Below are 22500 nucleotides of genomic sequence, written 5' to 3'. Positions count from 1 at the left end.
CAACCGTCTGGTGATATGCCCAGGAAACGCGCAGGAAGTTCCCTAGCTACCGGAAGGCGTGGCCATCCCGGCACCCTCTAGAGCCGTGGCGGCAGCGGCACGCATGCGACGCAGCAACCGCGTCGTGACCGGCCGGACAAGCGGATGCTCGCCGCCGTGGGAGGCGGCCTCGTCCTGCCAACGCCGGAGCCTCGCCTCGAACGTCGCCGAGTCGGCCAATTCGGCGCAGTCGAGTGTGTCGTGGTCGAGGTCGACGGTGATCGTGTCCCCGTCCTCGATCAACGCGATCGGCCCGCCGAGAGCGGCCTCCGGCCCGACGTGCCCGATGACCAGGCCGACCGATCCGCCGGAGAAACGCGCGTCCGTCATCAGCGCGACAGAGATCCCCTTCTGCCTGCACAGAGCAGTGATGCGCGACGTCGGATCCAGCATCTCAGGCATTCCGGGCGCGCCGCGCGGCCCCTCGTAGCGAATGACGACCATGTCCTGATCCGCGAATACGTCCGGCGTGTCGATGAGGGCCCTCAGCAGGTCCCGCTCGCTGTCGAATACCCGTGCACGCCCGACGAACCGGTTGCCCACGATGCCCGTCTCGACACCGGCCAGCTTGATCACCGCACCGCCGTTCGGGGCGAGATTGCCGGAGAGCAGGCGGAGGCCACCGGTCGGTTTGAACGGCGCGGCCACGCTGAGGACGACCTCGCCATCCGGTGCCGGCGGGTCGAGGCGAGTGACCTGCTCGGCCAGGGTCTCGCCGGTGCACGTCAGGGTCGAGCCGTCGAGAACGCCGTGGTCGAGGAGTTCCTTGACGATCACCGGGAGACCGCCGACCGCATCGATGTCCACCATGCTGTACTTCCCGAACGGGCGGGCGTTGATCAGCACCGGCACGGTCCGGGAGAGCTGGTTGAAGTCGTGCTGGGACATGACCTCGGCCCAGAAGTCGATCCCGGCGGCTCGGGCGATCTCGGGTGCGTGCAGCAGCACGTTCGTCGATCCGCCCATCGCGATGGCCACGACCGTGGCATTGCGGAACGCGGCGGGCGTGGCGAGGTCGCGGGGAGTGATGGCCCGCTGGGTCATGATCTCCAGGCAGTCCACGAGCTGCTCGGGGAACACCTCGGTCCGGCGCGGGTCCTCGGACGCGGGCGACACCATGTGCAGCGGTTCGAGCCCCAGCAGCGCGATGAAGGTCTGCATGGTGTTGTAGGTGAACATCCCACCGCAGCTGCCGTGCCCGGGGCAGGCGTTGCGGGCCCAGCGCTCGCGCTTCGCCGTATCCGGGTCTCCCGCGACCTGGAAGCAGCTGACGAGGTCGATCGTCTCGCCGGTCAGCGGATCCGTGCCCGGGCGGATGGAGCCGTCCGAGAGCACCACGGCGGGAACGTTGCGTTCCATGATCGCCGCAGTGGTACCGACGGGCGGCTTGTCACAGGCGACGACAGCGACCACACCACGGATGTCGCTGCCCTCGAAGTGCAGTGACAGCCCGTCGTTGGTCGTCTCCCGGCCGATCAGGGAATAGCGCATCTGCGGTGTGCCGTTGCGCTGCCCGTCCGAGATCCCGCCCGAGTAGTTCGGCGCCAGCAACCGGACCGGCAGGTCCCGCTCCGCGATCCGGCGCCCCATGGCGGCGTGGATGGCGTCGACCTTGTCGTTCACCCCGACATAACAAATGCTGTCACCCAGGGTTCCGACGACACCCCACGGCGCTCCGTGGATCCGATCCACGTCCTGGCCCAACGCCAGCGCCGTGGCTACGGCCTGACAGTCCTGCCCGGGCCGCCAGAGGTCTCGACCGCTCGATTCGCTCATCCGCCCGATCTCCTCGTTTCGCGTAGTTGTCCGCGAACATACCCAGGTCCGCGCGGCGGCACCGCACGAGCTTGGCCTCTCGCCCGATCAGGCCCAGCTCGACGACAGCTCTCTCGCCATGGCGGACCACTCCTCACGAGCACCCCTGGACAGCAGCGGTTCCCATCGGGCGAACAGCCGCGACAACGCCGGGCCGTGGCCGGTCGCGATCGATCGGCTGTGCCGGACGACGTCGAGTTCGTTCGCCGCGGTCAATTCGGCGAACGCCCTGACCTGGTCCGGCGGGACGTGCCGGCCTTCGGAGGTGTGCCGGTCGACGATCTTCGGGCTGTCGGTGTGCAACGTCGGATAACTGCGGGCGCGATCGCATCGGCCGTAGAGGGCGACGAGCTGTTCGGCCTCGGCTCCCGCGGCGGCCAGGATCGCCGCGGAGGTGAGACCCGGTATGCCGGCCGGGAACCCGTCGGTGCCGTGGGCGGCGTGGAGCCGTCCGGCGTCCACCAGCCACGCGGGAGCACCCCACGCTTCCAGCGTGTCGGCGGTGCGGTCGAGGTGGGCGCGGAGAGTGCCTCCGGGATGCGGGATGTCGCTCACTTCGCCGGCCTCCAGCAGCCAGTCGATCCGGCGACGGCGTACCGGGGGCGAACTCAGGTGGTCCAGCAGCAATCGCGTCAGCTGCTCCGGCGCGTCGCGGGCCACCAGATGGCTCGTTCCGGGCACCGACGCGACGCCGGCGTGCGGCACCCGGTCGGTGAACCGCCGCCGGTCCTGTTCCGTGAGGACGGACCGTTCGGCGAGCACGAGCAACGTCGGCAGCCCGGCCAGCCGCTCGGCGCCTGCCACGAGGCGCGGGCCCTGGTTCAGCGCGTCCCGCACGAGGGGGTGGTCGCCGTAGCCGTCGCGGACCCCGTCGAGGAACGCGCGTACCCGGACTGGGGCCAGCTCGGCTACCACGTCGACCAGCACCACTCCGGACACCCGGCGAGCCAGGTCCGGGTTCCCCAGGGCGAGCAAGGTGGCCAGGCCGCCGAGGGACGCGCCGACCACGGTCGGCGGGATCGGCTCGGCGGCGATCATCGCGGCGACATCGCCGGCGTGCGCGGCCAGCTCGTCGGCGCCGTCCGCGCCGCTGTCGCCGTGGCCGCGCAGGTCGTAGGCCGTGCAGCGATAGCCGTTGCGGGCCAAGGTTTCCGCGATCGGCCGCCACACCTCTCGCCGCTCACCGCCGGCGTGCAGCAGCAGCACGCCGGGCCCGTCGCCGGCCCGGGTGCCGGCCAGCTCCACATCCGGACGGTGCAGGGTGATCGCCGTCATCGGGCACCTCGCTTCCGCGTTACCTTGATAGGTCAAGGTAACGAACCTGCCTTGCCGTGTCGAGGTAGAGTTCCGGACTCATGGCACCCCCTCGCATCCGCAGACCGGCTGAGCACGCGCGGCAGCTGATCCTCCAGGCCGCCGAAGAGCTGCTGATCGACGGCGGCCCGGCCGCGGTGGGAGTCAGGGCGGTGGCCGAGCGGGTCGGGATGACCGACGCGGGCGTCGCCCACCATTTCCGCAGCCGGCAGCAGCTTCTGGTGGCCCTCCTGCGTCACGGCGGCCGCAGGATCCGTGACGCGGTCGACGCGGTCGTCAGCGCTTGGGTCGACGACCGGGCTGACGTCGGCGCGCTGATCCGGGCCATCGCCGGTGTCTACGGTCAGGGCTACGCGGCGCTGGCCGTGTCGCTGCACGCGGCCGGCTGGCGAGATTCCGGGACCGGCATGCTGGAGCCGGTGGTCCAGGTCCTGCACACCATGCGATCGCGGCCCCGGCGGTTGGCCGATACCCGGCTGGCCGTGGCCGCACTGCACCAGGCGCTGGCCCTCGATTCCGTGTACGGCGCCGCTTTCCGCCGCAGCGCCGGGATCTCCGAGGCAACGGCGGACCGCCCCGGCCCGCAGCTGACATGGTGGACGAACACCTTCCGGGTCACGCTCGGCCTCGACGGTACTGAGTGACGTTTCGCCGCGACCGGCAAAGTTGCGACGCTGTCGGACCGGGCTATCGGATGGTGACCGGTGGCCGCGGAGGCGTTCTCGGTACAGTGCCGACCGCTGACCAGCTGTGGACTCTGATGCTCGCCGAAGTCGCGAGCAACGCCTCTCGGATGTGCCCGGTCCTCACCATCGGCGTGTCGGCTTGCCTGGCGCAGAGAAACTTCCAGCGTCGCAAGGTCTCGTTGGGCAGCCTGGCTGTACCGCTTCGCGGCAATGACAGATGGACGCCTTCGGCCATCACACCGGTCGAGCGCCACCGAACGGGGCGAGGATGGCATCGAGACCGAACTCGAAGACGTCCCACTGGGTGAAGGTCGGGAAGTCGGTGGTGGCGGCGTGCATCGCCGGGTACATCTCGGCCGGCAGGCGGGTCCACTGTTGCCGGACCCGCTCCCAGTGCTCCGGGTCTTCGTCCCATGCCCGGCGGGCCGGGTAGAGCGTGGCGCAGCCGAGTACGAACCGGATCAGCGTGGCCAGCAGCCCGATCGCAGTCCGGTGATCGACCTTCAATCGGGCCAGCCGGGCGTAGATCTGCTCGGACATGCGCGCCTCGACTTCGGCGACTTCGCTGGAGGGAACGTTGATCTGCAGGATGGCCGGGTACGTGGCGAACAGCCGGAAGTAGGCGTGCATCACCTGCCGGAGCCATTCGACGTCGTCGATGCCGGGGTCGGGCCACTCGAACCGGCTCAGCAGCTCCGCGGTGACCGCGAGCAGGATCGCGTCCTTGTCGCGGAAGTGCGTGTAGAGCGACATCGGGCGAACGCCCAGCTGGTCGGCGAGCCGGCGCGTGGTCACCGCGTCCAGTCCGTCGCGGTCGATCAGCTCGATCGCCGCGTGGACGATGACCTCGGGGCTGAGCGTGCCGCGAGGTGCGCGAGCGCGCGCTGTCTTGGGCCTGGGCGACGACATTCTGTTCCCGATTCGTTCGGAACTACATAACTGAAGCCGTACCGTACATCATACGGTTCCTAGGTCGAGACCGATTCCAGGAGGCCGGATGTCCGCGGACGCCCTACCCGCCAGTGCTTACGACCGAGCCGAGCGGCTGCTACTGCACAACCGGCCCAGGCTCGCCTTGCGGGCCAAGGCGAAACCCGTCTGGATCGGCGACGGCGAGACGTTCTGGTACCGGGTCGAGACCGAGCGGGGCGGCGAGTTCGTGCTGGTCGGCCCCGCCGCCGGAACGCGGGAGCCGGCGTTCGACCCCGAACGGCTCGCCGCCGCGCTGGCGTCCGCCGCCGGCCGGCCGGTCGAGCCGTACGCGCTGCCGTTCCGGGCGATCGAGTTCACGGACGGGACGGTCGCGTTCGACGCGTACGGCGCGCGCTGGACGTGCTGGCTGGCCGACTACCAGTGCGTGCGGGACGAGGGGTACGACAAGCCCTCGCCGCTCGAGGTCGCCTCGCCGGACAAGAAGTGGGTGGCGTTCCGCCGCGACCACGACCTGTGGGTGCGTTCGGCCGAGACGGGTGAGGAGTTCGCGCTCACCGCCGACGGCAGCGCGGAACGGAGCTACGCGGCCCAGCCCGACGAGGCAGTCCCCACGCACCTGCTCGGCAAGCTCGGCCTTCCGGACATGCCGCCGGCGCTGCTGTGGTCGCCCGATTCGGCACGCATCCTCACCCACCGCACCGACCAGGGCGATGTCCCCCTGATGCACCTGGTCGAAGCGGTGCCGCCGGACGGCGGGCGGCCACGCCTGCGTAGTTACCACTACCCGATTCCAGGCGAGCCGGTGGCCCGCGGCGAGTGGATCGTCTTCGACGTCGGGTCCCGGACCGCGACACCCGCCAAGACGGACCCGTTCCTGCTGCCCTACCTGTCACCTGTCTCGTTCAAGAAGGCGTGGTGGGCCAAGGACAGCACGGCCGTCTACTACCTGGATCAGCCGCGCGATCTCCGGACGTTGCGGCTGCACGCGCTCGACCCGGCGACCGGCGCGGTGCGCACGCTGATCGAGGAGCACGGCGAGACACGGGTAGAGGCGGCGCAGGAGATCACCCAGAAGCCGATCGTGCACGTGCTCGCCGGCGGCCGCGAGACGCTGTGGTACTCGCAGCGCGACGGCTGGGGGCACCTGCACCGCTACCAAGACGGGGCGCTGGTCGAACAGCTCACCGAAGGGTCGTTCGCGGTGCAGGAGATCGTGCACGTCGACGAGGAGGAACGGGCCGCGTACGTCGTCGTCTCAGGGCTGGTCGACGCCGACCCGTACCGGCGGTCGCTGGTCCGGGTCGGCCTCGACGGCGGCGAGACCACCAAGCTCACCGACGACGATCTGGACCACGTGATCACCGCGCCGGAACACGGCCGCTGGTTCGTCGACTCCGCGTCGGCGTTCGACACCCCACCGGTGATCGCCGTGCGCGACCGGGGCGGAGCCGTGCTGGTCGAGCTGGAACAGGCCGACATCACACCGCTGCTGGCCGCCGGCTGGACGCCGCCGGAACGCGTCCGGGCTCTGGCCGCCGACGGCGTCACCGAGATCCACGGTGTGCTCTACAAGCCCTACGGCTTCGACGACGCGCAGCGCTACCCGGTGATCGACCACCCCTACCCGGGCCCGCAGATCCACCGGGTGGCGGCCTCCTTCGACCCGGGCTCCTACGGCTACGACGCCGAGGCGGTGGCGGCGCTGGGCTTCGCGGTGCTGGCCATCGACGGCCGCGGAACGCCCGGCCGGGACAAGCGTTTCCACGACCACGCCTATCGCAACCTGGGCTGCGCGGGCGCGCTCGAAGACCACGTCACGGCGCTGAGCCAGCTCGCGGAGACCCGTCCGTGGCTGGACCTGGACCAGGTCGGCATCTTCGGGATCTCCGGCGGTGGATTCACCACGGCCCGCGCCCTGCTCACGTTTCCCGATTTCTACAAGGTCGGCGTGGCCGAGGCCGGAAACCACGACAACCGTTACTACCACGCGAAATGGGCTGAGACCTACGACGGGCCGTTCGACCCGGACGCCGGAGCCCGGCTGTCGAACACCGAGCTGGCCGGGAACCTGGCCGGCAAGCTGCTGCTCGTGCACGGCGACATGGACGGCAACGTGACGCCGCACCTGACCCTGCGTCTGGTCGACGCGCTGATCGAGGCGAACAAGGACTTCGACCTGCTGATCGTCCCCGGCGCTGAGCACAGCTTCCTCGGCCGCAACAACTACGTCACCCGCCGCCGCTGGGACTACCTGGTGCGCCACCTCATGCACCGCGAGCCGCCGGCCGGCTATCGGCTGGCGGACGTCCCGCTCTCCCCGGAACTGCTCGAAGCCCTCTTCGGCTGACCTGGAAAGGACATCGTCCATGACCCCCTTCTCTGCCCAAGCCCTCCAGGACCTCTGCGACCACAGCCGTGCGAAGCTCGGCATCACCGGCGCCCAGGTCGCCATCGCCGGCGGCGACGGGCTCCTGCAGGCGGTATCCGGAACCGCGAACGCCGAGCTCGGCGCGCCGGTCACCGACGACACCGTCTTCCAGATCGGCTCCACCACCAAGGTCTACACGGCCGCGCTGGTGATGCAGCTGGTCGACGCCGGCCTGGTCGATCTCGACGCGCCCGTCACGCGCTACCTGCCGGGCGTTCGGCTCGCCGCCGGCGAGCAGTGGCGCGAGATCACCCCTCGCCAGTTGATGGCGATGACGAGCGGCCTGGACAACGGGCCGTACGCCGACACCGGCCGCGACGACGACGCCGTCGCCCGCTACCTCGGCCTGCTGGCCGGCATTCCGCTCAGCTTTCCGCCGGGATCGTCCTACGGCTACAGCAACGCTTCGACGAACGTGTCGGGGGCGCTGGTCGAGACGCTCACCGGTCAGTGCTGGGACGAGGCACTGCGCGACCGGCTGCTCCGGCCGGCCGGGCTCGTCGAGTCGGTCAGCCTGTTCGAGGAGCTGCCCTACCATCGCGTGGCGGTGGGCCACGTCGACGGCTTGGTCCGGCCGTGGTGCTTCGCCCGCGGGTGCGGCCCGGCCGGCTCGTCACTGGCGGCCACTGCCCGCGACCTCGCCCGCTTCGGGCAGGTCTTCCTGCGCCGGGGCCTGGCCGCGGACGGCACCGTCATGCTGTCCGCCGACGCCGTCGCCACCATGCAGTCGCCGCAGGCAGACGTGCCGGCGCGGACCTTCGCCGACTCCTGGTGCGTCGGTCCGTACCGCAAGGTATGGGGTGGCGTGGAGGTGTTCGGGCACAGCGGCACCACCCCGAACGGATCGTCCTGCCTGCTCTGGGTGCCGGCCCATGACGTGGCGGTGGCGACGATCGTGAACACACCGCACAAGGGCTACCCGTTCGCCGACGCCATCTTCGACGTGGTGTTCCGGGACTGGCTCGGCGTCGCGAAGCCGCCGCGGCCCGTCCCCGATCCACGCCTGGAGTTCGAAGCATCGGCGTACACCGGAACCTACGACGCGCACGGCGTGCACTACGCGATAACCGCCGCCGGCGACACGCTGCTGCTCGACGCGCACGGCATCGGCGGCGAGCAGATCCGCACCGAGCTGCTGCCGATCGCCGACCACCGCTTCCTTCCCGCCGACGACGCCGTCACCGGCCACCACACCTGGGACATCGCCTTCACCATCAGAGCTGACGGGCAGGCCAGCCTGCTGCACAACGGCGCGTTCGCCGCGCGCCGCACCGCCTAGTGTCTCGTTTCCGCTCGGGATGTCCGGGCAGAAATGTGCCTTGAATTCATGCAAGGGTGGCGATCAGGGCGAAGCAGGTGTTGTGGAGTACGTACGAACCATCAGTGCACCGGAAAGGTGCGATCGACTCGGTGATGGTCTCCACCACCCGTTCCCGGCCCGAGTGGCTGATCGCGCACGCCGCCGGGCCGGTCGGCAGCAGCCCGCGTAGCGCGGTTTCCAGGCTGTCCCCGCCACTATCCGGGCGAGTTTCTCCCTCTACAACACCCACGACGAAATCGACTGCCTGGTCTCAACGCTGCGGAAACTCCAGTCCCGTGGACCCGCAGCCAGGCTGTGAAACACCGCACCGTAAACCCGATCCGGCCCGACATGGGAAGCCGTGTCGATAGTGGACAAGATCGTCCTCGGACACACACGATGGGCTGACCAGCAAAGGAATCACGAACCTCGCCCTGCCTGTCCCGAGTGCCTCCTGGTAGGGAAAACTCCACCTCGCACGGTGAGGCCGTCCCCCGGACCGGTTGGGGTGCCACCTTGATCGTGTGCGGCGCTGCAGTCAGACAGGCTTGTGCCGTGGCCCAGATGACTGACTTTCAACCCCGCCCCAGGGACAGTGGCATGCCAGTGCCTCGGTTGCGGCGCGTATCGGAGGGTTCCGGATGAACATCATCGGGATCGCGTTTGCCATGGCGGGCGCAGTGTTCGCCGCGCTGGCCGCGCATAAGCAGCACCGGGCGGTGCACACGACGCTACGGGACGCCGACGACGGGCCGACGCTGCGCCTTCGTTCGTTCAGCCGGTTGCTGTGCCAGCCAGGCTGGCTGCTCGGCCTGCTCGTGATGATCGTCGGCGGGATCCTGCACGCAGTGGCGCTCGGCCTCGCACCGGTCATCGTGGTGCAGCCGGTCGGCGTGCTCGCGGTCGGGGTGACCGCGCTGTTCGCCGCCAGGGCCGGCGGGCCGAAGCTCACCGGACGGGGCTGGCTGGCGATCGGCGCGATCGCGGCCGGTGTGGTCGGTTTCGTGGCGATCGCGGCGAACAACACCACACCGACCGAGGTGAGCGGTTCTGCCGGCCTCCGAGCCGGCGAACTCGTCGCCGCGGGCGTGGTCGGCATGTCCCTGCTCGCCATGATGACAAGGGGACGGGCACGCGGCCTCGCGTTCGCCACCGCCGCGGCCACGGCCTACGGGCTGGTATCGGTGCTGACCAGGGCGGTGCTGCAGCAGGCTCAGCACGGCGGTCCGCCCTCCACGCTGATCGTTTCCGCGATCGCCATCCTGCTCGCACTGCTCCTCGGCGCCTGGCTGGTGCAGCAGGCCTATGCCAGCGCACCACCACACACGGTAATGGCGTGTATCACCGTGGTGGACCCGATCGTCGCCGTGGCGATCGGGGCCGGGCTGCTCGGCGAAGCGAGCTCGATCAGCGGATGGGTCGCCGTGTCCGGGCTGCTCTGCGCGCTCCTCGCCATCGGTGGCGTACTGGCACTGGCCCGGTTCACCGATCATCACGGCGAGAACGTACCGCCGCACTCGGTCCCGGATTCGAACAAGCGACCAGCGCCGGAACTCGTTCGCGCAGGTTGACTTGGGCCAAGCGCCTTCAAGCCCGGCGTCGAGGAAGTGCCCGCGCGCACGATTCGCGAGCGGGCACTTCCTCGGCCTCTCCCGGTGTTCTGTCATCGGCAGGGCGAAGGGAAAGGCGCCCCGCGTCAGTCGCGGACCGAGCGGCTCAGCAAGGCGAAGGTTTTGTCATACCGGCCTTCGGCCTCGGCGCAGCGCAGGAACCGGGCTTCGTCGACGCAGATCTCCTCGGCGTCCGGGTGGGCCGCGATGAGCGAGAACAGGCTGGTGACGAACTCCTCCACCGGCACTGCCTCCTCGCTTTCGGCCTGCCCCATCATCCGCGTGCGCACGGCCGGCGGGATCAGCTCGATCACCTGGATGCCCAGCTTGCGCAGGTGCACCCGCAGGCTCTGGGTGTAGGAACGGAGCGCCGCCTTGGTCGCGCTGGCCGTCGGCGCGGCCGGGAGCGGCACGAAGGCCAGCGCCGCCGACACGTTGAGCACGACCGGGTCGTCCTGACCGGTCAGCAGCGGCACGAACGCCTCGCACATCCGGATCGGCCCGAGCAGGTTCGTGGTCACCGTCGCCTCGGCGATCGGCAGGTCGCCGGCGCCGCGCAGGCTCTCCGGCCGCATGATGCCCGCGTTGTTGACCAGGACGTTGAGCCGGGGGAACCGGTGGGCCACCGTCTCGGCGCAGGCGGCTATCGACGCCGGGTCGTCGACGTCGAGCACCAGCGTCTCGATCCCGTCGTGCTCGCCGGCGATCGCGTCCAGCCGGTCCTTGCGCCGGCCGGTGACGATCACCGTGTTGCCCGCCTCGTGCCATCGCGTGGCCAGGCCGAGCCCGATCCCGGAGGTCGCTCCGGTGATCAGGATGGTGTTACCCGTGAGCTGCATCGTCGGCTCCCTGTCGTGGTGGGGAAAACGAGGAAAACGCGGTGGCCTCCGACGTGACGAGCGAGCGGAGGGATTCCACGCAGCCGGGCGGCACGCCGGCCCAGTCGGCCCAGCCCTCCCAGCCGTCGTAGCGCAGGTGGACGTAGCGGATCAGCTTCTCCATCGCGGCCCGTGGCGCCCGATGCAGGTGGGCGGGCAGCTGCCCGGCCAGCGCGGCCGCGCTCGGGCTGTGCCGGTAGACCTCGAGGATGTCCGGGTGGGCGCGGTCGGACGCGGCGTAGTCCTCGATCACCGTGTCGTCGGCGGCGCCGAGCAGCCCGAGGAGCGCGGCGATGGCCACACCGGTCCGGTCCTTGCCCGCGACACAGTGGACCACCACGGCGCCGAGGTCCAGCGCGGCGGCGATCGAGCGCAGCGCCAGCACGAGCGCGGGCGCGCGTTCGACGACCATCACGAGGTAGCCGGCGGGCAGCAGGTCGTGGGGCGCGACCGAGCGCAGCGCGTCCAGCGACGGCTCGATCGGCACGGCGTAGCGGGTCTGTCCTGCACCGACGGGAGCGACACCGTCGAGCTCGACTTCCCGGAGGGACCTCAGGTCGACGAACCCGCGGATGCCGTGCTCCGTGTCCAGCGCGGTGACCGCGCCGCGATCGAGCAGGTGGATCCCGGCCCCCCGGTACACCCGGGACGGCGCGATCCACCCGCCGCGCACCGGCAGCCCGCCCAGGTCCCGGAAGTTGGCCGGCACGGTCACCGGGTACCGGCCACGAGATACTCCGGACCATCCAGATGCGACACCTCGGTCCCGGTGAATCCCGCTTCCCGCAGCCATTCGTGACACTCGGCAGCGGTGTAGCCCGAGCCGCCGTTGGACACGAGCGACACGTTGAGGCTGATCATCAGGCCGATCAGCCCGGCCCGCCGGTCGTCGTCGACCAGCGATTCGTAGACCAGCACCGTGCCACCCGGCGCCAGCGCCTCGTACGCCTTGCGCAGCAGCATCTTCCGGGTTTCCACCGGCCAGTCGTGGAGCACGTGGCCGAACACGATCACGTCCGCCTCCGGCAACGGGTCGTTGAAGAAGTCGCCGGGCTGGAAGGTGACACCGGCGGCGTCCTTCAGGTGCTCTTCGAATCCGGCCTTCACCTGGGGCAGGTCGAAGCCGACGCAGTTCAGGTGCGGCCACGCGGCGGCCAGGTGCCCCAGCAGCGAGCCCTCGGCACAGCCGACGTCCACCACGGTCCGCGCGGCCGCCCAGTCGAACGCGTGCACCAGGGCCCGGTTGGCCCCCATGCTGTAACCGGTCATAGCGCGCAGGAACCCGCGTACCTGGCCGGGTTCGGCGAACGCCTCACCGAACGTGTCGGCTTCGGGATCCGGCGCCACGAGCGTGCCGCGGCCGCCCGGGGCACCGGCGCCCTCCGAAGCCAGCGCCTCGGAGAAGTCCAGCCGATCGCCGCTGCGCAGGCCCTCGCTCAGCCGGGACCACCAGGGGAAACCGGCGTTCAGGAAGCTCAGGTAACCGCTGATGTCGGTCGCGGGCCGGCCGGGGTCGAGGTACTCCGCGGCCAGTGGGGTCAGCCGGTAGCCCGCTTCGTCGCGGTCGAGCAGGCCGGACGCGACCAGGATGTCGAAGAAGTCCCGGGCCCCGCGGCTGCGCAGGCCGAGTTCCCGGCTCAGCTGCCCGGCCGTCATCGGCCCGTCGGCCAGCGCGCCGAACACGCCGAGCTCGACCGCGCTGAGAAGCGCTTTCGACTGCCAGAAGGCCACCCCGATCTCGATGATCGGATGCGGCGACGGTGCTGACGAACGAGACATGGTGATTCCTCTTCCTCGTGGTCGGCGGCGAGGTATCCCGCCGTGTGCTGTGTGACCCGGTGATTCCGCCGGCCCGATCCGGCTCACCGGCTGGCTTCGCGAACCGGGGTCCTGGTGGTGATCCGCGCGGCCAGCGCTCGGGCCGTGCCGTGAACCGCGCCGCGCCGGCGCAACGTGCCGGCGTCCACCTCGAGGTGCACTTCGCCGTCGCGAAGGGTTTCGACCAGTGCCGCGATCATGCCCCGGGCCAGTGGCGCGCCCAGGCAGTAGTGCTCGCCCAGGCCGAACGTCAGTGAAGGCGTGTCGCGGCCGCCGGCCCGTAGCGCGCCAGGTTCGCCGTAGCGGGTCGCGTCCATGTTGGCGGCAGCCAGCACGAGCATCACCTTCGTGTCCCACTCCGCCGTCACGTCGCCGATCCGCATCGCCTCGGTGGCGCTGCGCGGGGCGAAGATGAACGGGCAGCTCAGTCGCAGCGACTCCGCCGTGAACCGGTCGGCATCCACTGTGGACGATTCCGGCGCGTCGAGCGCGGCCCAGTGCAGCACGGCGTCGGACAGCGCGGTGGTGGTGGGATCTATCGTCCCGGTGATGATCTGCGCCGCCGACGCGACGGCCGCGTCGAGGCCGAGTTCGCCGTCCACCTCGGTGAGCGCCCGGGCGAGGGGCGAGCGTGGCTTGCCCAGCAGCGACCGCCGGACGGCCTCGGTGAACGTGGTCAGTGAGCGGCGCGCCGCGTGGCCGACCTCCGCGTTCTCGCTGACCTTCGGCGTGGCCAGGTAGTCCATCAGCCGGTCCGCGGGTTCGACCAGCGCGGCCAGCTCAGCCGTCGTGACGCCCAGCAGCAGTTCGAGGGCGTGATGCACGTACGGGATGGCGAAGTCCGTGACGAAGTCGACGCCGGGCCTGGTGGCCAGCTCACGCAGCAGTTCACCGCAGCGGACACGAAGCTCCGCCAGTACGTCCTCGACCGCGGCCGCCCTCAGCGGTGGCATCAGCAGCCGGCGCAGCCGCGTGTGGTAATCGCCGTCGGAGAACACCGGCCACCGGCCGAAGAAGGCCCGGACCGGACCGTGCAGGGCGCGCTGTTCCTCCGTGGCGCCCGCCAGCGGATCACGCAGCCGCGCGTTCTGCAGCGAGGGACTCGTCAGCAGCGCGCGAACCTCGTCGTAGCCGTACACGAACACAGCCGAAAGGCCCGGGTCGTATTCGACCTTCCGCTCGGCCATTTCGCCGAGAAGCTGCGCCACGTCGCGCGATCCGGGGTCTGAGAACAAAGGGTGCACAGCGATTTCCTCCATTTTATGGGTACGCCAAAAGAGCAATCCTCAAAATCACTCCGGGTGCAGGATCTCGTTATGTTTCCTGGCGCTTGCCGTTATTCCCCGGCTAATGTGAGGACGAATCCGTTCACCGTCTCATGGAGACCACTCCCGGGAGCTGCCGATGGCCAGGAGCAAGACCGCACTCAGGGAAAGCCTGCTGTCCCCCACGATCGAGCAGGCCAGGGAAATCCCGTTCTACGCGTCGCTGTGGTCGTCGGCGGACGTCCCGGCCGACTCGCACGAGTGGGACGTCACGACCCTGGACCGCATTCCGGTGATCACGAAGGAGAGTCCCGGCGGCGGGGCGGGCGCGGTGCTGCATCCCGGCCGGAAAGCGACGATGGTCATCCGCAGCAGTGGTTCCACCGGGCGCCCGTTCGTGCGCTACCGAGGGCCGGAGGAGCTGCGCGCCTACGCCGACTTCGGCACGGCGATCCGCAAGGCCGCGGCCGAACGCGGCGCCGGCGCCGCGGCGCCGACCGTGCACGCCTCCCTGCTGACCACCCGGACGCACGCCAGCCTGCTGGGCACCGCCGGCGCGGACCGGACGCTCAGCCTCGCGCTGGTCGACGGGAACGACCTGGAACGCGCGCTCGACCTGCTCGCCGCGGACCCGCTGTTCCCGGGCCTGGACGGGGCGGTCGTCGACCTCACCGGCAACCCGGGCGACCTCATGCTGCTCGGCGCCGGCCTGGCCCGCCGCGGCCTGATCCGGGACGGCTTCATCACCCGGGTCGTGGTCGTCAGCGACTACCTGTCCCCGCTCATCCGCGACTACCTGCGGTCGGTGTTCGGGCCCGGGACCGACATCGTGGAGCGCTACAGCATGTCCGAGGTCGTCGGCGGCGCGACGGTCTGCCCGGCGTGCGACGCGATGCACTTCGACCCGGTCGTGGTGCCCCAGGTCGTGGCGCTGGACGGCGACTCGCCGGTGGCCGGGGGCATCGGCCGGATGGTGCTGACCGAGCTGTACCCCTTCTCCCAGGTGCAACCGCTGATCAGGTACGACAACGGCGACCTGGTCGAGCGGGTGGCGGGTGGCTGCGAACCGGACGAGGTCACCGTGTCGTTCGTCGGCCGCCGCGCCGAGACCCCCGTGGCCCGGGAAGGCGGCCGCACCCGGGTGGTGCTGCGGCCCAGGGCGTTGCGGGACGCGCTCGAGCGGTTCACCGAGATCGCCCGGCCGCCGCTGCACCAGCGGATCGCCTCGCCGCTGCACGGCGGAGCCCCGCTGGTGAGCACCGAATGGACCGCGGACGGCCCGGTCCGGATCGCCGTCCGGGCGGTCCCGGCGTTCGACCCGAACCTCTTCCCCGCCGCGGCCGGGCAGCTGCGGGACCGGTTGCACGCCGCGGTCCTCGGCTGCTGCCCCGAGATCGGCACGGCCGTGGCCGGCGGTGCGGGCGAAGTCAGCGTCGAACTCGAACCGGACCGGGCCCGGGTGGCCGGATTCACCGTGCGGCGCGGGTGAAGCGCTAGAACTGGTCATCGTCGCCGCCCGTTCCCGCCGCCCGCCGGGAGCGGGCCCGGATCGCCACGACGGCGAGCGCCAGCCAGGCCAGCGCGGTCACCGCCTCCGCGCGGAGCTCCGGGCCCGGCGCTGCCGAGCGAAGCGCGCCGATCCCATGCGTCATCGGCAGCACCGCGGCGATCTCGCGCAGCACCGGCAGATCGGGCAGCGGAGCCACCACGCCGCACACGACCAGCGTCAGGTACGTGGCCGCGTTCGCCGCGAGCACGCCGGTCTGGGCGCGCCCGGAAAAGGCCGCGGCCGAGGCGACGAACACGCCGAAGCACGCCGAGGCGAGCGCGAGCGCGAGCAGTTCGGGCAACCGTCCCAGCAACGGCCCCAGCAGTTCCGGCTCACCCAGCAGCGGCGGCGCGACCACCACGGCCAGCAGCCCGGCCAGCATCGCCTCGGGGGTGTACACCAGCCACCGGGCGAACACCACGGTCACCGGGCCCGTGCGGCCCAGCCGCAACGGTATGGACAACCCCTGTACGGCGTCCTCCAGCACCACGTCGGACGCGCGTCCCACCATGGTGGACACCACGACCTGCCCGATCGCGCCGGCCATCGCGTAACGCGCGCTGTCCGGACCGCCGGCGGCGCGCGCCAGCAACGTCCAGAAAGCGACCTGTGTCAGCACTCGCGGCGCCAGCGCCAGCAGGATGACACTCGGCGGGTACTGCCGGAGGTAGTCGCGCCAAGCGACGCGAGCCAGCGCCCGCGCCCGGCCCGGCGAGTCAGCCCAGCTCAAGAGTGCCCGCCCTTCGCGCCCGGTGCAGCACCGCGGCCACCGCGGCCGCGGCCAGTGCCGACCACCCCGCCGCGGTCACCGCGAACCACAGCCAGTCCGGCCCGGTGCGCCCGCCCAGCCGGGTCGCGGTGAAGAGGTCCGCGCTCCACCGGTAGGGGAACACCGAGGCCACCGGCCGCAGCCAGCCGGGCAGAACCCCGAGCGGCACGAACATCCCGCTGAGGATGAACACCGGGTACGCCAGGTTCTCGCTCAGCCGGGCCGCCGAGCGGGTCAGCAGGAACGAGGAGGCCAGCAGCACGCTCAACGGCACGGCGGCCACCACGGCCGAGACGGCGGCCACCACGAACTCCACCGGATGCGCGACGGGCAGTGGCACGCGCAGCACGACCAGCAGCAGCGCGCACGTCAGCGTGACCGGCACCGCGCCGCACACCGCCCCCACGGCGCTCTTGCCCAGCAGTACCCCGGCGAAGCCGGCGGGCCGGCTCAGGATGCCGGCCAGCGTGCCCTGCCAGACCTCGGTGCGCAGCGCGAAACTCGCCTGCCAGAGCACCGACGACCACAGCCCGAGCAACCCGGCGCCGAGCACCAGCGTGGCCGGGTCCGCCGATGTCCCCCGATCCGCCAGCAGGGCCACCACGGCGAACGCGAGCGGTTGCAGCACACCGGACACCACCACGTGCACGGCGGGGGTGTTGCGGAACTGGACCCGGGCGGACGCGCCCAGCGCCCGGACCGCCGGCGAGCTCATCGGGCGACCCGTTCGGCGCGCGCCGCGGTCAACTCCCGGAACACGTCCTCCAGCCGCGCGTGACTGACCTGGACGTCGGTGATCCGCCCGGCCGGCCACTGGTCGGCCAGCCCGTGCAACGCCGCCGGCGTCCACTCCGGCAGGTGCAGTTCGGTGGTCCAGCGGCGGTCCTGGTCGGTGCCGCTGATGGTGACCCTGGCGACCGCGCGGGCGCGGGCGATCAGCTCCGGCAGCGGCAGGTCGAGCAGCGTCCGCCCCTCGTCCAGGATGACCACGCGGTCGGCGAGCTGTTCGATGTCGGCGAGGTAATGGCTGGTCAGCACGATGCACGTGCCGTCACGGCGCATGGCCGCGACCGTGTCGCGGATGCTCTGCGCCTCGATGGGGTCCAGGCCGACGGTCGGCTCGTCGAGCAGCAGCAGCCGCGGCCGGGCGACCAGCCCGATCGCCAGGTGCAGCCGCTGGCGCATCCCGCGCGAGTAGGTCTGCACGGCGCGGTTCGCGACGTGCCCGAGGTGGACCGCCTCCAGCGCCTCCTCGCACCGGGCGGCCAGATCACGCCGGGACACCCCGCTGAGCGTGGCGAAGAACCGGATGTTCTCGCGGGCGTCGAGCCGCTGGTACAGCCCCCGGTCGCCGCCGAGCACGACCGACAGGGCCGCCCGGGCCCGGCGTGGCTGCGCGACGACGTCGAGCCCGTCCACGCGCACGGTTCCGGTGGTGGGCAGCAGCAGCGTGGCGATGACCTTGGCCAGGGTCGTCTTCCCGGCGCCGTTGAGGCCGAGCAGCCCGACCACCTCGCCGGCCGCCGCGCTCATCCGGACACCGCGCAGCGCGTGCACCGTCCGCCCGCGGCTGCCGCGGAACGTCCTCGTCACGTCGTCCACTTCGAGCACCGGAACCTCTTCCTCCAAGACGACGCGACGGGTGGGGTGCGCCGTCGCGACGCCGCACCCCACCCGCTCGGATCAGTTGGTCTCGCCGCGCAGCAGGACCTCGAGCCGGCCGGAGTCGTCGACCAGGTCGATCACCTCGCGGGCAAAATTGTCCATGTCAAACATATTTCACCTCCTCTACCGACGGTTAATGAAATGCGGACAGTCCAAATAATTCAACCTGGACCGCCTGGTGTCAAGACACGAAATCAGATTACCTCGATTGCCTCAATCATTGTTTTTGAATACGCCAAATAGCGCGTCCGGTGTGGTTTTCACCAGGCGCGCCAGCGTGTTCTACCGCGTCCTACCAGTCGACTATCAGCTTTTCCGGGCCGTATACGAACGCGTTTTCGTCGAACTCCACCCGCTGTCCGGGGTCCGCCATTCTGAGACCGGGAAATGCCCGGAACGCAGCCTCGAAAACGATCGCCAGCTCGGCTCTGGCGAGCGAGTGGCCGAGGCACAGGTGTATTCCGTGGCCGAAGGCGAGATGGCGCGGGCCGGAGCGTTGCGGGTCCAGCCGGCCGGGGTCGGGGTAAGCGTCCGGATCGAGGTTGCCGCCGGCCAGCAACGCGATGACGCCGTCGCCGGCCCTGATCCGCACGCCGCCGAGCACCAGGTCCGCGGTCGCCATCCGCGGCACCCCGAACTGGATGACCGTCAGCAGCCTCAGCAGTTCCTCGACCACCGGCCCGGCCCGCTCCGGATGCCGGGCCATCGCCGCCCAGACCCCCGGCTCCCGCACCAGGTTCAGCACTCCGAACGAGATCATGCTGGCGGTGGTCTCGTGCCCCGCGGTGAGCAGGACGACGGCCATCGTGGTCATCTCCTCGACGGTGAAGGCGGCCTCGTGCCGGATCAGCCGGCTGAGCACGTCGTCACCCGGCTCGCCGCGCTTGGCCTCGATCACCCCCGCGATCAGCTCGGCCAGTTCCCGGTTGGCGCGGCTCACCTCGCCGGTGGTCGCGGAGCGGCTGAGCACCACGCGGGAGCGCTGCTGGAAGTAGTCGACGTGGTCGAAGGGCACACCGAGCAACGCGCAGATGACCAGGGACGGCACCGGCAGCGCGAGGTGCTCGACCAGGTCGGCCGGCCCGCCGGCGGCCCGCATCCGCGCGATCCGCTCGTCCACGAGCGTGCGGATGGCCGGTCGCAGCGCCGCGATCCGCCGGGTGCCGAATTCGTTGATGAGCGCGGACCGGTAGCGGGTGTGCCGCGGTGGGTCGAGTGCCATGAACGCGGCCGGGGGCACCGCGGCCGGCGCGGCCGCCTGGACCGCCGGGAAACCCGGGCGCGAGATGTCCGAGCTGAACCGGGGGTCCCCGAGCACGGCGCGCACGTCCGCGTGCCGGGTCACCAGCCACGCCCGCTGGCCGCCGGCCAGCCGCACGGCCGTCACCGGGGCCGCCGCGCGCAACGCGGCCACCTCGGGCGGCGGCGAGAGCGGATCGGTGCGGGTAAACGGGAAGTCCGGCTCGCGGATCACCGGAGCGGCCATAATGCCTCCCTTGTGGACGATGGTGGTCGGGCCGGGTGTGGTCTCGGCACACCGGGCCGGTTCACGGCCCGCACGGCCGCGATCGCGAGCACGGCCGCCGCGATCGCGGCCACGACGACGGCGGATCCGGTCAGCGCGGTGCCCACGGCCCCGAGGACGGCCAGCACGAGGGCGGTCCGGGCGTACGTCACGAGCGACCCGGCCTCCGCCGCCCGTGCCCGCATCAGCGTGATCGCCCAGCCCAGCTTGCCCGGGTCGGAATCGAGGTCGATGACGTCGGCCACGGCTTTCGCGCCGGGAAGCCCGCTGTGCGGCGCGATGCCGAGCTGCGACGCGGCGAGCGCCGGCGCGTCGTTGTCACCGTCACCGACCATCGCGACCACCGCGGGCCGCGACCGCCATGCCGCGACGGCCGCCACCTTGGCCTCGGGGTCGGCCTCGGCGACCACGTCGCTTACACCGACGAGGCGGCCCATCTGCCGGGCCACGGCCGGGCTGTCCCCGGTGAGCAGCACGACGTCGACGCCGAGGCTCCGCACCTCGGCGATTCCGGCCGCCACACGGGCACGGACGGGCGCGCCGAACGCGACGGCACCGAGCAGCCCGGCCCGCGAGTCGCCGACGACCAGCGCGGTCATCGCGGCGGCCTCGTACTCGTCGAGCAGGTCGTCCAGTTCGGCCGGCCAGGCCAGTCCCCGCGCCGCCGACCACTCCCGCATGGCCGCCCTGGCCCCCTTGCGCAGCTGGGTCCCGTCGTCGAGGTCCACCCCGCTGATCCGGGTCTGCGGCGTGAACGGCACCGCCGACCACCCGCCGTCCGGCGGCGCCGCCGCATCGGCCCCGTGTTCGCGCGCCACCAGTTCGATCGAGGACACGCCTTCCGGTGTCTCATCGGCGAAGCCGGCGAGCACGACGGCGCGCGCGAGGTCGGTCGCGCCGACTCCGGGGACCGCCACCAGCGACTGGGCCCGGCGCTGCCCGTGGGTCAGCGTCCCGTTCTTGTCCATCAGCAGGACCTCCACGCCCGCGATGGCCGGCGCGACGTCCGCATTCCTGGCCAGCAACCCACCCTCAGCGAGGTCCGCGAGCCCGAGCACGAAGACGAGACGCCGCAACGGCCGCCAGGCCAGCAGCACACCGAGCACCGCCAGCACGGCGGCGAGCGGCGGCACCCCGGCCGCGGCGCCGGCGGCGAGCAGCAGCACCCCCGCGCACCCGACGACGGGCGAAACCGCCGCCGGAGCCGTCACGGCGGCGGCACAGGCGACGATCGATCCGGGCCCGGAACTCAGCAGCCGCACCCGCAGCCGCCCCTCGACGATCCGGGCCCCGCCGGTCACCGCCGACCGCTCGCCCCCGCGCTCCCGGACGAGGTCCGTGCCGGGGAACGGCAGGTCCCGCACCACCGCGCGCCCGTCCTCGACCTGGGCGTCACCCGGCACCAGGTCCCCCGCGGCCACGTCCACGACCTCGCCCGCGGCCTCGGGCCGGCCGCGCAGCTCCTCGGCCACCGCGCGCAGGGCCGAATTCCGCGAACCGAGCCGGCGCCGGGCCTTGCCGGACGCCGCCAGCACCGTGACGCCGGACAGCGCCAGCACCACGCCGGCGGCGGCGAGAAGCGGGCCCATCAAACCGTGACGTCCGTCGGCAGTGGGTCCAGCTGGTGGCCGGCCGTGCTGCGCAGCACCACCGCGATCGCGCCCCAGCCGAGGAGCACCAGCCCGCACACGATGGCCACGTACCAGCCGTCACGGCCGGAGGCCGCCAGCGCCAGGGCCGCGGAGGGAGCGAACCCGCCGAACACGGCGTCCGCGATGCCTTGTGACAGCCCGACTCCGAACCCGCGCCGCCGGGCGGGGAACACCGACGCCATGGCTTCCGGCAGCGTGACCCCCTGTGTGGTGGACAGCAGCATCCCGACGCCGGACGCCAGCAGCAGCCCGCCGAAGGTCGGCCGGATCGTCAGGTACAGGGCCGGAACGGCCACCACGAACCCGATGCTGGTGAACGCCAGCGTCCGGTGCAGGCCGAATCGCTGAGCCAGCAGCCCGATCGGCAGCACGAGCACCACCAGCGCCCCGGTGACCACGGTGTTGGCACCGAGAACGACCGTGGGCGACGCGCCCAGCCGATCCTGGGCGATGGCCGGCACCGTGACGGAGAACGTGGTTGTCGTGACCGAGGCCGCCGCGGCCAGCGCCGCCACCGCGAGCGCCGGCCGGATGCTCCCCGGGCGCCGCTCGGCCGGCTCCACCGGCCCGGCGCCGAGGTAGGCCGGTGTCTCGGCCAGGCCCCGCCGTAGCACGCACAGCACCAGCGACGTGACCCCGGCGACCGCGAACGGCACCCGCCAGCCCCAGTCCTGCAGCGCGGCCGGCCCCAGCGTCGCCGACATCAGCGTGCCCAGTGCCGAGGCCGCGAACCCGCCCGCAGTGCACGTCAGCACGAAGTAGCTGCCCTGCACCAGCCGGGTGCCCCGCCGGGCCGATTCCATCAGGTAGGTCACCGCGGTGGGCCATTCACCGCCGAACGCGAGCGCCGCGAGCGCCCGCGCCAGCACGAGCAGCACCGGTGCGGCCACCCCGATCGTCGACCGGCCCGGCAGCACCGCGATCGCCAGCGACGCCACCCCCGCCGCGCCGACCCCGATCATCAGCGCCCGCCGCCGGCCGTGCCGGTCGGCGAACCGGCCGACCAGCGCGCCGCCCAGCGGGCGCAGCAGCAGGCTGCCGCCGTAGACCAGGAACGCCTGGAAGGCCGCGCTCAGCCGGTCGCCGCCGAAGAACTGGGTCGCGAACACCGGCGCCAGCAGCGAGTACAGGATCCAGTCGAAGAACTGGAGGAAGTTGCCACCCGCGACGATCAGCCGGGACCCACGGACCGAGCCCGCGGACGGTACGACGGTCATGCCGGAAAATCCTTTCTGCGTGGCGGATTCAGCGCGG

18 protein-coding genes are annotated in these 22500 nt (G+C 71.5%); 5 read left to right on the top strand and 13 right to left on the bottom strand.

Translation table 11 applies throughout. The features are described from left to right. Positions 1 to 42 precede the first annotated feature (42 nt). Complete coding sequence (locus OG943_RS10660; RefSeq protein WP_328609562.1) at positions 43 to 1662, bottom strand: dihydroxy-acid dehydratase domain-containing protein; 1620 nt, start codon at positions 1660 to 1662, stop codon at positions 43 to 45. Positions 1663 to 1902: 240 nt separating this feature from the next. Further along, positions 1903 to 3129 (bottom strand): alpha/beta fold hydrolase, encoded by a 1227-nt coding sequence (locus OG943_RS10655; protein ID WP_328609561.1) that lies wholly within the window; start codon positions 3127 to 3129, stop codon positions 1903 to 1905. An 80-nt stretch (positions 3130 to 3209) separates the two neighbouring features. On the opposite strand from OG943_RS10655, the gene OG943_RS10650 reads away from it, so the two are divergent. Further along, complete coding sequence (locus OG943_RS10650; RefSeq protein WP_328609560.1) at positions 3210 to 3812, top strand: TetR/AcrR family transcriptional regulator; 603 nt, start codon at positions 3210 to 3212, stop codon at positions 3810 to 3812. A gap of 276 nt (positions 3813 to 4088) precedes the next feature. Here the strand turns inward: OG943_RS10650 and OG943_RS10645 are convergent, their stop codons facing one another. Next, on the bottom strand, positions 4089 to 4763 hold the full coding sequence (locus OG943_RS10645; protein ID WP_328609559.1) for a TetR/AcrR family transcriptional regulator: 675 nt from the start codon (positions 4761 to 4763) through the stop codon (positions 4089 to 4091). 88 nt (positions 4764 to 4851) lie between these two features. Here OG943_RS10645 and OG943_RS10640 point away from each other — a divergent pair, with 88 nt between their 5' ends. The 3 genes from OG943_RS10640 (at position 4852) to OG943_RS10630 (ending at position 10086) form a co-directional block, all read left to right on the top strand. Next, on the top strand, positions 4852 to 7134 hold the full coding sequence (locus OG943_RS10640; protein WP_328609558.1) for a S9 family peptidase: 2283 nt from the start codon (positions 4852 to 4854) through the stop codon (positions 7132 to 7134). A gap of 19 nt (positions 7135 to 7153) precedes the next feature. Beyond that, positions 7154 to 8494 carry a serine hydrolase gene (locus OG943_RS10635; RefSeq protein WP_328609557.1) on the top strand — a complete coding sequence of 447 codons (1341 nt, stop codon included), beginning with the start codon at positions 7154 to 7156 and terminating at the stop codon, positions 8492 to 8494. Positions 8495 to 9156: 662 nt separating this feature from the next. Beyond that, positions 9157 to 10086, top strand: a complete 930-nt coding sequence (locus OG943_RS10630) for a DMT family transporter (protein ID WP_328609556.1) — start codon at positions 9157 to 9159, stop codon at positions 10084 to 10086. Positions 10087 to 10211: 125 nt separating this feature from the next. On the opposite strand, the gene OG943_RS10625 is transcribed toward OG943_RS10630, so the two are convergent. From OG943_RS10625 to OG943_RS10610, 4 genes are all read right to left on the bottom strand, one after another. After that, complete coding sequence (locus tag OG943_RS10625) at positions 10212 to 10964, bottom strand: SDR family oxidoreductase (protein WP_328609555.1); 753 nt, start codon at positions 10962 to 10964, stop codon at positions 10212 to 10214. Further along, positions 10948 to 11712 (bottom strand): tyrosine-protein phosphatase, encoded by a 765-nt coding sequence (locus OG943_RS10620; protein WP_328609554.1) that lies wholly within the window; start codon positions 11710 to 11712, stop codon positions 10948 to 10950. The genes OG943_RS10625 and OG943_RS10620 overlap by 17 nt, the downstream gene beginning before the upstream one ends. Positions 11713 to 11714: 2 nt before the next feature. Continuing rightward, positions 11715 to 12782: a methyltransferase gene (locus tag OG943_RS10615; RefSeq protein ID WP_328609553.1), complete on the bottom strand. Its 1068-nt coding sequence runs from the start codon at positions 12780 to 12782 to the stop codon at positions 11715 to 11717. A gap of 83 nt (positions 12783 to 12865) precedes the next feature. Further along, positions 12866 to 14029 (bottom strand): cytochrome P450, encoded by a 1164-nt coding sequence (locus OG943_RS10610; RefSeq protein WP_328609552.1) that lies wholly within the window; start codon positions 14027 to 14029, stop codon positions 12866 to 12868. A 196-nt stretch (positions 14030 to 14225) separates the two neighbouring features. Here OG943_RS10610 and OG943_RS10605 point away from each other — a divergent pair, with 196 nt between their 5' ends. Continuing rightward, complete coding sequence (locus tag OG943_RS10605; protein ID WP_328609551.1) at positions 14226 to 15575, top strand: hypothetical protein; 1350 nt, start codon at positions 14226 to 14228, stop codon at positions 15573 to 15575. 4 nt (positions 15576 to 15579) lie between these two features. Here the strand turns inward: OG943_RS10605 and OG943_RS10600 are convergent, their stop codons facing one another. The 6 genes from OG943_RS10600 to OG943_RS10575 all read right to left on the bottom strand — a co-directional run bounded on the left by OG943_RS10600 (position 15580) and on the right by OG943_RS10575 (position 22463). Further along, positions 15580 to 16365, bottom strand: a complete 786-nt coding sequence (locus OG943_RS10600; protein WP_328609550.1) for an ABC transporter permease — start codon at positions 16363 to 16365, stop codon at positions 15580 to 15582. Beyond that, positions 16352 to 17119: an ABC transporter permease gene (locus OG943_RS10595; RefSeq protein ID WP_328609549.1), complete on the bottom strand. Its 768-nt coding sequence runs from the start codon at positions 17117 to 17119 to the stop codon at positions 16352 to 16354. The genes OG943_RS10600 and OG943_RS10595 overlap by 14 nt, the downstream gene beginning before the upstream one ends. After that, positions 17116 to 18015 (bottom strand): ABC transporter ATP-binding protein, encoded by a 900-nt coding sequence (locus tag OG943_RS10590; protein ID WP_328609548.1) that lies wholly within the window; start codon positions 18013 to 18015, stop codon positions 17116 to 17118. The genes OG943_RS10595 and OG943_RS10590 overlap by 4 nt, the downstream gene beginning before the upstream one ends. Positions 18016 to 18361: 346 nt before the next feature. Beyond that, a complete protein-coding gene (locus OG943_RS10585) occupies positions 18362 to 19555 on the bottom strand; it encodes a cytochrome P450 (RefSeq protein WP_328609547.1) in 1194 nt (397 codons plus the stop codon). Next, positions 19540 to 21183, bottom strand: coding sequence for an HAD-IC family P-type ATPase (locus OG943_RS10580; RefSeq protein ID WP_328609546.1), 1644 nt, complete (start codon positions 21181 to 21183; stop codon positions 19540 to 19542). Before OG943_RS10580 ends, OG943_RS10585 begins: the two co-directional genes overlap by 16 nt. Continuing rightward, positions 21183 to 22463 (bottom strand): MFS transporter, encoded by a 1281-nt coding sequence (locus OG943_RS10575; RefSeq protein WP_328609545.1) that lies wholly within the window; start codon positions 22461 to 22463, stop codon positions 21183 to 21185. Before OG943_RS10575 ends, OG943_RS10580 begins: the two co-directional genes overlap by 1 nt. Positions 22464 to 22500 lie beyond the last annotated feature (37 nt).

Source organism: Amycolatopsis sp. NBC_00345 (assembly GCF_036116635.1).
Taxonomy (GTDB): Bacteria; Actinomycetota; Actinomycetes; order Mycobacteriales; family Pseudonocardiaceae; genus Amycolatopsis.
This window is presented reverse-complemented; position numbering and strand designations above follow the sequence as displayed.

Bases quoted from the DNA above. Each gene is read 5' to 3' on its own strand.
- OG943_RS10635 (WP_328609557.1), top strand. From the start codon at position 7,154: ATGACCCCCTTCTCTGCCCAAGCCCTCCAGGACCTCTGCGACCACAGC.
- OG943_RS10585 (WP_328609547.1), bottom strand. From the start codon at position 19,555: ATGGCCGCTCCGGTGATCCGCGAGCCGGACTTCCCGTTTACCCGCACC.
- OG943_RS10640 (WP_328609558.1), top strand. From the start codon at position 4,852: ATGTCCGCGGACGCCCTACCCGCCAGTGCTTACGACCGAGCCGAGCGG.
- OG943_RS10645 (WP_328609559.1), bottom strand. From the start codon at position 4,763: ATGTCGTCGCCCAGGCCCAAGACAGCGCGCGCTCGCGCACCTCGCGGC.
- OG943_RS10615 (WP_328609553.1), bottom strand. From the start codon at position 12,782: ATGTCTCGTTCGTCAGCACCGTCGCCGCATCCGATCATCGAGATCGGG.
- OG943_RS10625 (WP_328609555.1), bottom strand. From the start codon at position 10,964: ATGCAGCTCACGGGTAACACCATCCTGATCACCGGAGCGACCTCCGGG.
- OG943_RS10630 (WP_328609556.1), top strand. From the start codon at position 9,157: ATGAACATCATCGGGATCGCGTTTGCCATGGCGGGCGCAGTGTTCGCC.
- OG943_RS10595 (WP_328609549.1), bottom strand. From the start codon at position 17,119: ATGAGCTCGCCGGCGGTCCGGGCGCTGGGCGCGTCCGCCCGGGTCCAG.
- OG943_RS10650 (WP_328609560.1), top strand. From the start codon at position 3,210: ATGGCACCCCCTCGCATCCGCAGACCGGCTGAGCACGCGCGGCAGCTG.
- OG943_RS10575 (WP_328609545.1), bottom strand. From the start codon at position 22,463: ATGACCGTCGTACCGTCCGCGGGCTCGGTCCGTGGGTCCCGGCTGATC.
- OG943_RS10580 (WP_328609546.1), bottom strand. From the start codon at position 21,183: ATGGGCCCGCTTCTCGCCGCCGCCGGCGTGGTGCTGGCGCTGTCCGGC.
- OG943_RS10655 (WP_328609561.1), bottom strand. From the start codon at position 3,129: ATGACGGCGATCACCCTGCACCGTCCGGATGTGGAGCTGGCCGGCACC.
- OG943_RS10605 (WP_328609551.1), top strand. From the start codon at position 14,226: ATGGCCAGGAGCAAGACCGCACTCAGGGAAAGCCTGCTGTCCCCCACG.